Annotated in this window: 12 protein-coding genes; 8 read left to right on the top strand and 4 right to left on the bottom strand. The window is 45.1% G+C overall.

The annotated features are described in order from the left end of the window. Positions 1 to 8: 8 nt before the first annotated feature. The gene (gene pdxH, locus AC6CHI_RS06575; RefSeq protein ID WP_498120190.1) at positions 9 to 665 is read left to right on the top strand and encodes a pyridoxamine 5'-phosphate oxidase; all 657 of its coding nucleotides are present in this window, start codon (positions 9 to 11) and stop codon (positions 663 to 665) included. Then, positions 666 to 2,366, top strand: a complete 1,701-nt coding sequence (gene recJ, locus AC6CHI_RS06580; protein WP_498120192.1) for a single-stranded-DNA-specific exonuclease RecJ — start codon at positions 666 to 668, stop codon at positions 2,364 to 2,366. 63 nt (positions 2,367 to 2,429) lie between these two features. Here the strand turns inward: recJ and AC6CHI_RS06585 are convergent, their stop codons facing one another. Next, entirely contained in the window at positions 2,430 to 3,206 is a 777-nt protein-coding gene (locus tag AC6CHI_RS06585) for a putative porin (RefSeq protein WP_458891863.1), read from the bottom strand. 409 nt (positions 3,207 to 3,615) lie between these two features. Between AC6CHI_RS06585 and prfB the strand changes: the two genes are divergently transcribed. From prfB to AC6CHI_RS06610, 5 genes are all read left to right on the top strand, one after another. Continuing rightward, positions 3,616 to 4,711, top strand: a protein-coding gene (prfB, locus tag AC6CHI_RS06590) for a peptide chain release factor 2 (protein ID WP_458891862.1) whose coding sequence is annotated in 2 segments (ribosomal slippage) — positions 3,616 to 3,687 and positions 3,689 to 4,711 — 1,095 coding nt in all. Because the reading frame shifts where the segments join, the coding sequence is not laid out codon by codon here. A 141-nt stretch (positions 4,712 to 4,852) separates the two neighbouring features. Continuing rightward, positions 4,853 to 5,152: an ArsR/SmtB family transcription factor gene (locus AC6CHI_RS06595; RefSeq protein WP_458891861.1), complete on the top strand. Its 300-nt coding sequence runs from the start codon at positions 4,853 to 4,855 to the stop codon at positions 5,150 to 5,152. 25 nt (positions 5,153 to 5,177) lie between these two features. Continuing rightward, positions 5,178 to 6,257, top strand: a complete 1,080-nt coding sequence (locus AC6CHI_RS06600) for an alkene reductase (protein WP_498120194.1) — start codon at positions 5,178 to 5,180, stop codon at positions 6,255 to 6,257. Positions 6,258 to 6,355: 98 nt separating this feature from the next. After that, positions 6,356 to 7,636 carry a 3-deoxy-D-manno-octulosonic acid transferase gene (locus AC6CHI_RS06605; RefSeq protein WP_498120196.1) on the top strand — a complete coding sequence of 427 codons (1,281 nt, stop codon included), beginning with the start codon at positions 6,356 to 6,358 and terminating at the stop codon, positions 7,634 to 7,636. 218 nt (positions 7,637 to 7,854) lie between these two features. After that, the gene (locus AC6CHI_RS06610; protein ID WP_498120198.1) at positions 7,855 to 8,562 is read left to right on the top strand and encodes a 16S rRNA (uracil(1498)-N(3))-methyltransferase; all 708 of its coding nucleotides are present in this window, start codon (positions 7,855 to 7,857) and stop codon (positions 8,560 to 8,562) included. Here AC6CHI_RS06610 and AC6CHI_RS06615 read toward each other — a convergent pair. Then, a complete protein-coding gene (locus AC6CHI_RS06615; protein ID WP_498120200.1) occupies positions 8,542 to 9,528 on the bottom strand; it encodes a mechanosensitive ion channel family protein in 987 nt (328 codons plus the stop codon). The genes AC6CHI_RS06610 and AC6CHI_RS06615 overlap by 21 nt on opposite strands. A gap of 105 nt (positions 9,529 to 9,633) precedes the next feature. Further along, on the bottom strand, positions 9,634 to 10,215 hold the full coding sequence (locus AC6CHI_RS06620; RefSeq protein ID WP_498120202.1) for a DUF805 domain-containing protein: 582 nt from the start codon (positions 10,213 to 10,215) through the stop codon (positions 9,634 to 9,636). Between the two features lie 291 nt (positions 10,216 to 10,506). On the opposite strand from AC6CHI_RS06620, the gene acs reads away from it, so the two are divergent. Continuing rightward, the gene (gene acs / locus AC6CHI_RS06625) at positions 10,507 to 12,450 is read left to right on the top strand and encodes an acetate--CoA ligase (protein ID WP_498120204.1); all 1,944 of its coding nucleotides are present in this window, start codon (positions 10,507 to 10,509) and stop codon (positions 12,448 to 12,450) included. 71 nt (positions 12,451 to 12,521) lie between these two features. Here acs and AC6CHI_RS06630 read toward each other — a convergent pair whose 3' ends face one another. Further along, on the bottom strand, positions 12,522 to 13,829 hold the full coding sequence (locus AC6CHI_RS06630) for an MFS transporter (protein ID WP_498120206.1): 1,308 nt from the start codon (positions 13,827 to 13,829) through the stop codon (positions 12,522 to 12,524). Positions 13,830 to 13,843: the final 14 nt, after the last annotated feature.

Genomic DNA, 13,843 nt, shown 5'->3' on the forward strand with positions numbered 1-13,843 from the left:
ATAATGCCATGAGCGATTTAATTAAAGATCTCAGTGAATTGCGTTTAAGTTACCAAAAAGGGGAATTGCTTGAGTCAGAAGTGGAGCAGCATCCACATGAGCAATTTCTGAATTGGTTCAATCTTGCGCTTGAGGCACGTTTATACGAACCCTATGCGATGTATTTGGCCACAGCAAATCGCCAAGGCCGTCCGCATGTGCGGACCGTGCTGTTGCGTGGGGCGACTGAAGCCGGTTATGACTTCTATACCAATTATGACAGTCAAAAAGGCTTGGACTTGATTGATAATCCGTATGCAGAGCTGTTGTTTTACTGGCCTGAACTGGAACGCCAAGTGCGTGTCAGTGGCCGGGTTGAAAAAATCTCGGAAGATGAAGCGACAGCCTATTACCGTAAGCGTCCGCGTGACAGTCAAATTGCGGCACATATCAGTACTCCGCAAAGTGGTGTAATTGCCAGTCGCGATGAACTGCAGCAACGTTTCCAGAATTTACAAGATCAGGTAGCAGAGCATGCTGAACTGAACAAACCAGCTTTCTGGGGAGGCTATCGTTTGCAACCAGACTATTATGAATTCTGGCAAGGACGACCAAATCGTTTACATGACCGTCTTAGTTATGAAAAAATCGACGGTATATGGAAATTACAACGACTCATGCCGTAAATGACACAAATACAGATTAAGCAACGACCCTATTTAACACGCCCTGAAAATTTTCAGGGCGTGCCAGCTTTTATTGCACAAATTTTGGCGCGCCGGGGCGTAGAATCGGAACAAGAGCTTGAGCTCAAGCTAAAACATCTGTTGGCTCCAAGCTTAAAAGGATTGGCTCAGGCAGTTGAACTGCTCGATCAGGCGATTGATCAGCAAAAAAAAATGGTGATTGTCGGGGACTATGATGCCGATGGTGCGACCAGCACAGCCTTAATGATCTTGGCTTTAAAAGAGATGGGCGCGCAGGTGAACTATCTGGTGCCGGATCGTTTTAAATATGGCTATGGTCTGACGCCCGCAATTGCAGATTTGGCATTTAGCAAGTTTCAGCCTGAAGTCTTGGTGACTGTCGACAATGGTATTTCTAGTCACGCTGGTGTAGCGCAAGCGCAAGCACACGGCATGCAAGTGGTGATTACCGACCACCACCTGACCAGCAAAGAAACGCCAGCTGCCGAAGCCGTCGTGAATCCCAATCAATTGGGATGTGAGTTCCCGAGTAAGGCGCTGGCCGGGGTGGGTGTTGCCTTCTATCTGTTGGCCAACTTAAGTAGTGCCCGTGCCCAGCAAGGTAAATCCAGTGCCAAGATTGCACAATATCTGGATTTGGTGGCTTTAGGCACTTATGCCGATGTCGCAGCACTCGACTATAACAACCGTATTTTGGTAGATGCCGGAATCAAGCGCATTCAGCAACATCAGTGTCGGGTTGGAATTTCAGCTTTATTAGAAATAGCCGGACGTGATGCTGCACAACTCAAAGCGCAAGATTTAGGTTTTGTCTTGGGTCCACGGATTAATGCTGCGGGACGCATGGAAACCATGGATATTGGCATTGAATGCTTATTGGCCGAGGATTACAGCACAGCCTATGCTTTGGCTCAGCAATTGAATCAGCTCAATGTCGAACGTCGCCAAGTAGAAACGCAAATGAAGCAGGATGCACTCACTGCTTTGGCACAATTTAAATTGGATGCGACAGAACCCCCTGCGGCATTGATTTTATTTGAACCACATTGGCATCAAGGGGTGATTGGCATTGTCGCGGGTCGCTTAAAAGAACAGTTCCATCGCCCTGCGATTGTGTTTGCCGCAGATGAAGATGGCGAACATATTAAAGGCTCGGCCCGTTCCATCGAGGGTATTCATATTCGTGATGCTATAGAAACCATTGCCGAACAATCGCCGCACTTGGTCAGTCATTTTGGTGGACATGCTGCAGCAGCAGGCTTGACCATTCAGAAACAGCATTTTGATGAATTCAAACAGAAATTTGTACAGTTGATCCAAAGCATGGATGAAGCCTTGTTTCAAGCGACTTTGTGGACGGATGGTGAATTGCCGGCTGAGGCTTTGAATTTAGAAACGGTACATCTGTTACAGCATTTGACCCCTTGGGGGCAAAAATTTCCAGCTCCGATTTTTGAAGGGCAGTTTAAGGTCTTGGATTATCGTTGGTTAAAGGAATTACATCTGAAACTACGCCTAGCTTTAGACAATGGTCAGATCGTCGATGCAATCGCTTTTAACGCTGCGGACAAATTTCAGTTTGATCCGATGCAATCCTCGGTGCATTTGGTCTATGAGTTAGAGCAAAATAGTTTTAACGGACAGGTCAGTCTACAACTGAGAATTTTACATTTGCAGTAAAATTATCCCAATAAAAAAAACCGCTGAAAACAGCGGTTTTTTTATGGAGATTGCTTGGGAAAATTAGAAGCGGTATTTCGCTGCTACCCCAAATTTGTTGTAGTCGTTATTGCCGACTTCACCAAAACCGACACGACCTTCAAGGCTGACTTGTGGGGTAAAGAATTTACGTGCATTCACGCCAAATTCGTTGACGTCGCTCAAGTCGTTGCTGTAGTAATCAGCACCGACACTGAAGCTTTTATCAATGAAGTAGTCGGCAGCAAGGTTGTATTCATCGAGGTCACCGAACGAAGCGCCTGCTTCAAGGTTAATGTCTTTACCATTGCTGAGCTGAGTCACATATTTGGCACGTACCGTTGGATCTACGCCATCATCGTAGTCATTGTCATAGCCTTTCAGACCTAACGCAACCAAGAAACCTGGTGCAGGTAAGTAACCGACTTCAGCACCATACAGTGTTGTGTCAAAATCAGGACCATATTTATGCTCTACATCCTGGCGACCAATGTTACCACTGACGTAGAAATCTGAATTTGGAACAAAGTATTCAACCCCAGCACCGTAGTTATTCACTTCGTCATCACCGACTTCATTGTAGCCATAGTGAGCATTGATATTGCTTGCACGGTCTAAGAATGCAGCTTCTGCTAAAGGAGCATTACGGCTTTGAACAGGGTTGAAATAATATGTGCCATCAACACCAAAAGAGCCACTTGAGCTGCCGTTATCCGGATCGATTAGTCCAGCTGAAGCACCGACTTCGGCTTGATATGCATGTGCTGTTCCAGTCATTGCAACGACAGAAAACAACGCTGAAGCAATTGCTAATTTTTTCATGGAAATGACCCCTCTGAAATTTGGCTAAAAGAATAAATTAAATTTTTTGTTACAAGTTCAGTCTAAGTGAAATTGGGTTTTCTTCAACCGTGCAACGGTTACGGAATTGTTTAAAGCGTAATGTTGTGTAAATTTTTAATTATAAAATATTGATAAATAATAATTTAAATTTATGTAGTTATTTATTAAAACTGTGGATTTTCTATGAATAACATAGAATTTGGTGAAAAAAACGACGAAATTGTAAGGGGAAACGACATCAATCGTTGGGTGAAACAGGACTTTTTAAGATCAGCATGAAATTCAGGAGATGTGCCAAGCGGTGATAACAACAGGCTAAAACTCTCGAAAAGCTCTGTGCTATAATTGAGGGCTATTTAAGCTAATAATTGATTTGAGAGTAGCTCCCGTGGAAATTAATCCTTATTTAAACCAATTAAAAGATTTAAACGACCGTGGTCAAACACTACGGGGGTATCTTTGACTACGATCTAAAGAAAGAGCGTTTAGAAGAAGTTCTACGTGAATTAGAAGATCCTGCGATTTGGAATGACCAAAGCCGTGCACAGGCAATGGCCAAAGAAAAAGGCGAACTGGAAAACGTTTTAAACGTGTTAGATGGTTTAGCCACCCAACTAGAAGATGCGCAAGCCATGCTGGATTTGGCGGTAGAAGCCGATGATGAAAGTTTATTGGCCGATGTGCAATCTGAATTAAGTTCAGCGGAAGAAGAACTGGCAAAACTTGAATTCCGTCGTATGTTTAGTAATCCCATGGACCCGAATCCTTGTTATGTAGAAATTCAGGCAGGTTCAGGCGGGACTGAAGCACAAGATTGGGCTTCAATGCTGTTGCGTATGTATATGCGCTGGATTGAACGTCATGGCTTTAAAGCCGAACTGATGGAAGAATCAGACGGTGATGTGGCTGGGATTAAGTCCGCCACGATTCGTGTAGAAGGTGAATATGCCTACGGTTGGTTACGAACTGAATCGGGCGTACATCGTTTAGTGCGTAAATCGCCATTTGACTCGGGTAACCGTCGTCACACATCATTCTCTGCGGTGTTTGTTTCGCCAGAAGTGGATGATAACATTGAAATTGACATCAATCCTGCTGATGTGCGTACCGATACTTACCGTGCTTCGGGTGCGGGTGGTCAGCACATTAACAAAACCGATTCTGCGGTCCGTTTAACCCACGCGCCAACAGGCATTGTGGTGGCGTGTCAGAACCAGCGTTCACAACATGCCAACCGTGACCATGCTTGGAAACAGTTACGTGCCAAGTTGTATGAGCTGGAAATGAGTAAGCGTAACGAAGCGGCGCAAGCCCTTGAAGACTCCAAGTCTGATATTGGCTGGGGCAGTCAGATTCGTTCTTACGTATTGGATGACTCACGCATTAAAGACTTACGTACGGGTGTGGAAAACTCGAATACGGGTGCGGTGTTGGATGGTGATCTGGATAAATTTATTGAGGCGAGCTTAAAGCAAGGCTTATAAGTGAAGCATCATCAGTAACTTAGCGAAGTTTGATGCAGTTCTTTACAATATATCTAAAATATTCGATATAAAAATCGAAAAAATACGATATATTAATAGGGAGCTGAATCAAGCTTGTGCGTGATTGAACATGTCTGGACTATGGATATTGATTTAATTTTTAAAGCATTGGCGAATCCGACCCGCCGTCAAATTCTGGAATGGTTAAAACATCCTGAACAGTTTTTATCGGCTGAAGAATGCGGTGGCTTCAAGCGTGGCGTATGTGCGGGGCACATTGAACGCTTGGGCAAAGTCTCGCAATCGACTATGTCGAATCACCTATCAGTGCTCCAGCAAGCCGGTTTAATTCAAGTGGAAAAATATGGACAGTGGTCGTATTTTTCTCGTAACGAAGCCTTGATTCAGCAATATATCGATCATTTAAAACATTCACTCTAAGTTTATCGTGAATATTGAGGCGACTATGGCTGAGTTAAGCACCCCTTTGCGTTTGGGCGATTTGCAATTAAAAAATCGTGTCATTATGGCACCGTTAACCCGTAGTCGAGCGACCGATGACCGTGTCCCGACTGCGATGATGGCAGAGTATTATGCACAGCGTGCCAGCAGTGGTTTAATTATTTCTGAAGCCACGGTAATTGCTGAAGAAGCCAATGGTTATCTGAATACCCCAGGGTTGTTTAATGATGCGCAGGTTGAAGGCTGGAAGCAGGTGACTGCAGCAGTACATGCCAAAGACGGTTTAATTGTGGCGCAATTGTGGCATGTGGGTCGGGTTTCGCATCCAGACTTGCTGAATGGTGAAACGCCTGTTTCGGCCAGTAATGTGCAACAAAAAGGCTATGTCAGCTTATTGCGTCCAAAGCGTGAATATGTGGTGCCACGTCCATTAGCCATTGCAGAAATTCAAACCATTATTGAACAATACAAGCAAGCTGCGATTCGTGCCAAACAGGCCGGTTTTGATGGGGTTGAATTGCATGCGGCCAATGGTTATTTAATTGACCAGTTCTTGCAAAGTTCCACCAATTTACGGGATGACCAATATGGTGGCAGCGTGGAAAACCGTGCTCGTTTGTTACTGGAAGTGGTGGATGCCTTAATTGAAGTGTGGGGTGCTGGTCGTGTGGGTGTGCATTTAGCACCACGTGGTGATGAACATGACATGGGGGATGCGAATCCACGTGAAACATTTGGCTATGTATTAGAAGAACTGGGTAAACGTGAAATTGCCTTTTTCTTTACCCGTGAGTATTTGGCGGATGACAGCATCAGCGCGTATATGAAACAGCGCTCGGGCGGTGTGCCATATATTGCCAATATGCGTTTAAGTCGCGAAGATGCCATCGATTTATTGGCCACAGGTCAGGCAGATGCAGTCTCGTTTGGTAAAGCCTATATTGCCAATCCAGATTTGTATGAACGTTTACTACAAGATGCCCCTTTGAATGAGCTGCAATTGGAAACCATGATTGGGACCGATGTTGCAGCAGGGTATATTGATTACCCAAGCTTAACTGAAACGGAAACAGCGGCAGTTTAAATTGCTTTTCCGTTAAATTCACGACAAGATAACGGCGCGATTTATCTTCTATGATAAATTGCGCTGTTTTATTTTAAATCGTTTTTTGGAGCACGTATTTGGCTACTCCTTTTTGGTATAACGCAGCACTCGCGATCATTAAACCGCTGTATCAATGGCGAATCAAAAAACGCGCGCAAGATGTGCAAGCTTACCAACAAGAGTGTCTGGAACGCTTTGGTCCATTTCAGATGCCGAAGAATCGCAAGGCGATTTGGTTTCATGCTGTGTCTGTCGGTGAGACCAATGCGGCACAACCCTTGATCGAGCATTATTTAAAACAAGGGCATCCGGTATTGGTGACCAATACCACCAAAACGGGGCAGGCACGAGCCAAGTCATTATTTGCGCAAGCTGCTTTTCAAGACTTGTTTCAAGCGGTGTATTTACCTGCAGATCAATGCAGTTTGGTGCAGGCATTCTATCAGAAATATCAACCTAAACTGCTGATCTTGGTGGAAACTGAATTATGGCCCAACTTAATTGATCAGGCCCAGTCATTTCAAGTGCCGTGCATTCTGGTGAATGCACGACTTTCAGCGAAATCCGCTCAAGGTTATGCCAAAGTGTCAGGTTTAACTCAAGCGATGTTACAGCGGCTTAATCAGTTATTGGCTCAGGATACGGCAACTGCGGAGCGTTTTATCCAGTTGGGTGCGGCTCCAGCGGTGACACAGGTGGTCGGCAGTATTAAGTTTGATATTCATGCCCCGATACATTTTGTCGAGCAGGCGGCACAACTGAGACTGGACTGGCAGTTGGCCGGTCGGAAAATTATCACCATTGCCAGCACCCATGCACCTGAAGAGCAGAAGCTACTCAGTGCCTTACAGTCCTCTCTGCAACAAAATCCAGACCTGCTGTGTATTGTGGTGCCGCGTCATCCTGAGCGGTTTCATGAAGTCTATCAACTGGCACAGGCTTTGAATTTAAAGACCCACAGGCGCAGTCAGGCAGAAGCCATTCAGTCCGATACCCAAGTCTATTTGGCTGATAGTATGGGGGAATTGTGGTTGTGGTATGCCCTGAGTCAAGCGTGTTTTGTGGGAGGCTCACTCAATGAACCTGGCGGTGGACATAATATTTTAGAGCCGATTGCTTTAAATGTACCGACGGTATTGGGAAAAAATTATTTTAACTTTCAAACCATTGTCGATGAATTTGTCCAAGCCGATGCCGTGAAAGTGGTTGATACTGCCGAACAGGCAGCAGCCGTGTTGTTACAGTTACTGCAAAATGCTGAACACGCACAACAATTGAATCAGGCCGCGCAGCAAATTATGCAGCTGAATAAAGGCTCTTTGCAAAAGCATATTCAAGCCATTGATGGTTATTTATAAGTCCCTAAAGTCTGAAAAGTGGAGGTGGCATGCATGCCACCGTTAGGCTGTGGTATAGGGACATACCATTAGCCTAACAAAGAGTTTTGCCTACTTTTGCTCTTTCAAAAGTAGGGTAAGCCTACTCAATGGCTTTAAATTGATAGAGTGATTTGCGGCTATGAATGCAGTTGTTGAATATCACGAGTTATTTCCATTTAATTTAGCTGCATTATCTTATGAATATTGTGCTCTTAGACCCACGCCAAACTGAATCCGAAGTTTGGTCGATCACCGCTAGTCGCCAGCTTGAACATTTGCAAACTCATGTCAATGTACAGGTGGGAGATCGTTTAAAAGTCGGTATCAGAGAGGGCAAACGCTATTTAACCGAAGTCTTGACAGTTAGCGAACGTGCCATCCAGCTACGTCCGATTCAGGAAGAAGTGGTTCCGGCCAAATTACCCGTGACGTTAATTGTAGCAATGCCGCGTCCCAAAGTATTACGGCGTTTAATCATGGACAGTGTGACCATGGGGGTGGAAAAAATTATCTTACTGCATAGTTATCGGGTGGATAAAAGCTATTGGCAAACCCCGTTTTTGCAGCAACTGGATCAATATATCACCTTGGGTTTAGAACAGGCTGGCGATACCATTGCTCCCCAGATTGAAATCTACAAGCGTTTTAAACCCTTTGTAGAAGATATTCTGCCTCAGCTGATTGCAGCTGAACGCCCGGCCTATGTGGCGCATCCCTATAGTGAAATAAAAATGCCATACGCAATCCAGCATCCATGTAGCATTGTGATTGGCCCTGAAGGCGGTTTTATTCCGTATGAGATCGATTTACTTGAAAAAAACGGCTGCCAAGCCGTGAGCTTAGGCAACCGTATTCTAAGAACGGAAACCGCAATTTCCTATGTCTTAGGGCGTTTGTTTACCTGAATTTTCAGGCATTAAATACGGCACATTCTGCTCACGATGCACTTTCACTTCTTGCACGGGGTATGGAATGTTAATGTCTTGTTGGCTAAAGGCTTGTTTGACTTCGGCCTGAATTTCACTGACCGATGCCGCAATATTGGTTTCCGTGGTGTCAATCCACCAACGCACGGTCAGGTTTACCGAAAAATCGGCTAAAGCGCTGACATTCACCGAAAAACCAGGCTGACTGAGAACATTGCGGTTCTTATCTAAAATCGCGGTAATGATATTTTTGGCTTTTTGCTCATCATCGTCATAGCCAATGCCGACAATAAATTCGCAGCGACGACGTTGATAGGCAGTATTGACCGTAACGGGACTGGTATACACCGTCGCGTTTGGAATCACGATCCGACGTCCATCATAAGAGCGCAGGAAGGTTGCGCGGATTTGAATATCTTCCACGGTGCCTTCCATATTATTGACAATAATGTCATCGCCAATACGGAATGGTTCGCCCAGTAAAATCAGGATGCCGGACAGCATATTTTGGAAAATATCTTTGAAGGCAAAACCGATCGCCACCGAACCAATACCCAGCGCACTCATGAGCTGACCAGGGGTGAAGCCCGGAATGGCAATCACCATCGCAATCAGGAAGCCAAAGAAAATGATGATGGTGGTGCCCACACGGTTCAGCACCAAGACCAGATTTTGACGAGTATAGGAGCGATTTTCTAAAGTCTTGCGAACAAATAATTTAAAAACTTTCGACAATAACCAAAAAATCACCAGAACAATCAGGGCGATACAGAAATAGGGCACACGTTCCCAAAAACTGTCCATGATCTTATCGATGGTAGTATAGGCATCATTATATTTAGCCGTATGTGCGATCACGGTTTCTGCCGTTTTCGCCCCAGCCTCTTGTATGATTTGCGAGGTGCCCTGAGCAACTTCGCTCAGGTTATGTTGTTGCTCTGCCACAGGAGATCCGAAACAATTTAAATTTGTCGCTATTTTGCCTGAAAAGCCTGTAAAAGATAACCAAATGCAACCGAAGTTATACAGCTTACTGTTGGTGATGCCGTGTTAAAAATATTCAGTGCCTTTCTGAATGACCTCTTGTGGTGTTTCTAATTCACCTGCGCCCATCATGTAGGAAATCACACTGCCCGATGCGATAAAACTGAGCACAAAAAGAATAATCATCAGCCAGGCCAGAATTTTTTCCCATACTGGTGTGGCACGCGGTGCGCCATATTGGTTGACGCCAGCCGTACCTGAAGCCAATACAATATATAGCGCCATCACGAAATTGATGAATGGGATCAACAGCAACAGCAATAACCAAGCGGATTTATTCACATCGTGTAGGCGGCGGATCACAATCACGAAGCTGAAATACAAATACAGCAGAAAAATAATCCAAAAACCGAGTCCAGCCACACTCAAGAAGGTCTGTAACAGATTGCTGTCCAGAGATGCGGTACTGAAGTTAAAGATTCCCAAAAACATACTGAGCGCTAATGTGGCAAACACCGTAATCAGATTGAGGAAACCACTCCATGCAATCAGGCTGAGCCTGCCAAAACGCCCTTGTGTGGATAAGGGATTGTCATTTTGCGGTGCTGCATTGCGAGAGAAAAAGGGGGAGGTCTGTGGTGTGCTCATAGCTTAGCCCAGTGTGGATTCAGTAATGAAATGTTGCGATTTGCAAAGTAAACCAGCAAAATTTCAGGAAAATTATAAGATGAAACCTGCAAAGCAGATACTGATTCATCGAAAGTTTTTGTCGTAAGTGGATTTCATCTCACGATTTTACATTGTATAAATATCATACGACCAAAGCATGATTGTAGTGGCTGGAAAATAGCCGTAATACTGCCCAAATGCAGCAATAATAAATCAATAACGTGGCATAACATCTCGTGATGAGATGAATAAGATCAAGGAAGTATGAATATGAAAGAAGTCTATCCTGTTCCAGAAGAATTTAAAAAAACTGCACGTACCAATGAAGCCGAGTATTTCGAACGTTATCGACAGTCCATTGAGCATCCTGAAGAGTATTGGGCTGAGCAAGCGCAGAAATTGGATTGGATCACGCCATTTACCCAAGTCAAAAATACCAGTTTTGACAAAGACAACTTTAAAATTGAATGGTTTGCAGATGGGCAACTGAACGTCTGTGCCAACTGTCTAGATCGGCATTTAAAAGAACATCCTTACAAACCTGCGATTATTTGGGAGGGCGACCATCCTTCACGGCATAAAATTATTTCCTATGTGGAGTTGCATGACGAAGTCTGCCGTTTTGCCAATGTCTTGAAGAAAAATGGGGTGAAAAAAGGCGATCGGGTGGTACTGTATATGCCAATGGTCTCAGAGGCCGCGATTTCCATGTTGGCTTGTGCGCGGATTGGGGCGGTACATTGTGTGGTGTTTGGCGGTTTTTCACCGGATTCTTTAGCCAGTCGGATTGAAGACAGTCAGGCCAAAGTGGTGATTACTGCAGACTCAGGTATGCGCGGTGGGAAACCAATTTTGCTGAAAGAAAATGTTGATGCCGCCTTGAGCCTCCCCGGCACAGACTCTGTACAACATGTGATTGTGGTGCATCGAACTGGCAATCCGATACAAATGCAGCCGCAACGCGATTTGTGGTATCACATGGAAATTATGTCGGTAAATGACATTTGCCCCCCTGAGCCAATGAATGCCGAAGATCCGCTCTTTATTTTATATACCTCGGGCTCGACAGGAAAACCGAAAGGCGTGTTACATACTACTGGGGGTTATCTGACCTATGTGAATAGTACCTTTCGAGAAGTGTTTGACCTAAAACAAGATGATATTTTTTGGTGTACTGCCGATGTGGGCTGGATTACCGGACATTCCTATGTCATTTATGGCCCTATGTCCAATGGTGCGACTACAGTGATGTTTGAAGGTGTACCGCAATATCCAAGCTGGGCAAGAACAGGACATATTGTGGATAAGCACAATGTCACTATTTTATATACCGCACCTACGGCCATCCGTTCCATGATGCGCGAGGGTGATGCCTTTGTTCGTGAAAGCGACCGCAGTAGCTTACGCTTACTGGGTTCGGTGGGTGAGCCAATTAACCCTGAGGCTTGGAACTGGTATTACACCGTGGTCGGAGAAGGTCGTTGCCCGATTGTCGATACATGGTGGCAAACCGAAACTGGCGGGATTCTCATTTCTCCATTACCGGGGGCAACCGACTTAAAACCAGGTTCAGCGACACGTCCATTATTTGGGATTCAACCCGCTTTGGTGGATGCCGAGGGTAAGGAGCTGGAAGGCGAAGCCGAAGGTAATCTGATTATTAAAGATTCATGGCCTGGGCAAATGCGCACCATTTGGGGCGATCCTGCACGCTTTATTGAAGCCTATTTTTCCACTTATCCAGGCAGTTATTTTACGGGCGATGGGGCACGACGAGATAAAGATGGCTATTACTGGATAACTGGACGCGTTGATGATGTCTTGAATGTGGCTGGACATCGTTTGGGCACGGCGGAAATTGAAAGTGCTTTGGTCGCACATGAAGCAGTTGCCGAAGCCGCGGTGGTGGGCATGCCGCATGACATTAAGGGACAGGGCATTTGTACTTTTGTGACCTTGCAAGCCAATGTGCCTGAATCTGAAGAGCTCCGAGCTGAATTGGTGGCTTGGGTGCGTAAAGTGCTTGGACCTGTTGCTACTCCTGATGCACTGCATTGGGCGCCTGCATTGCCGAAAACCCGTTCGGGTAAAATCATGCGGCGTATTTTAAGAAAAATTGCTGCCAATGAGCTGGATAGTTTGGGGGATACCTCGACCTTAGCCGACCCGCAGGTGGTGGAGGTATTAATTGGCAATGTTTATCCGAAAACTTAGTGCAGCAAAAGAAGCAGTCATGCCTCGAAGGGAGACATGACTGCTGTAGGGATTAACACGGATTGAGGCTGTTAGTTTTTATGTTTGGAGAACTTGTAGCCTTGATCGCAGAATGCTGTTAAGACCACAAAGACACCTGCCGCCATTAAGATCATAATTACACCTGTGGTTGAGTGCGTAGGGGATGCGGCAACCAATGACAGTGCGCCTAAAGGGGCTAAACCGCCTGCAATCGCCGTCCCAATTTCACGTCCTGTACTTACCCCTGTAGAACGGTTTTCCACAGCAAACTGACGGCTAAGGAACGAGCCTTGTGGTGCAAACATCATCGGTGCAAGAATCCCTGTCCCGATCGCAAGTGCAATATAGATTGAGGTGCTGTTGCCTGTTTCTAGCAATTTCATAAATGGATAGGCAAACAGGATGGAAAGGAATCCGCCCAAAATCAGCACGTTTTTACTATTCCATTTGTCACATAACCAACCAAAGAACGGGACGGTGAAGATTGCTACCAAACTGGCAATAGTTACGGATAATGAAGTGACATGCGCAGTGACGCCTTGGAACTGGGTTAAATATGCCAAAGAGAAAGTCTTAAAGATATAACTCAAGGCGTTGTAACCAATCGCAATCAAGAACACGACGCTTAACCCTTTCATATTGGTTTTCAAGATTTGCTTGAATGGATTCGCCGCAGGGGTTTTTTCAACATGGGCTTCGGCATAATCTGGAGTTTCAGGTAAACTTTTACGGACCCATAAACCCACAATCACTAAAACAAAACTTAAAATGAATGGGATACGCCAGCCGCCATTAATCAAGAACTCATCACCATTTAAGGTTAGTAAGAAGATGGTTAATGAAGATAGCAATAAACCTAAGTTTAGACCCAGTGCAGGCCAAGCACCTTGACTACCGCGTTTGTCTTCTGAAGCATGTTCATACGAGGTAATGGCCGCACCGGCAAATTCTGCCCCTGCCCCTAGACCTTGAATAATACGGAAAGTGACTAACAGCACTGCGGCCCAAATTCCAATGGATTCATAGGTTGGAATCAGACCAATAGCGGTGGTACACAGACCCATCAATAAGAAGGTGACAAAAAGCATTTTTTTACGGCCATATTTATCACCAAAATAGCCGAAGAACAGTCCACCGAGCGGGCGGGCAATAAAGCCAATGGCAAAGGTGGCAAAGGCTTTTAGGCTGGCACTGCTCGGATCTGAAGTATCAAAAAATACTTTGGCGAAAACAATCGAGGCCATGGTGGCATATAAATAGAAGTCATACCATTCCAACATTGAACCGACAATGGTCGCTGTGGCCACTTTTTTGAGGCGCTTCTTTTTTTCCAATTCTGTTTCAACTGAGGTGCTCATTTGATATTCCTTTA

This window comes from Acinetobacter sp. GQ146 (genome assembly GCF_059758585.1).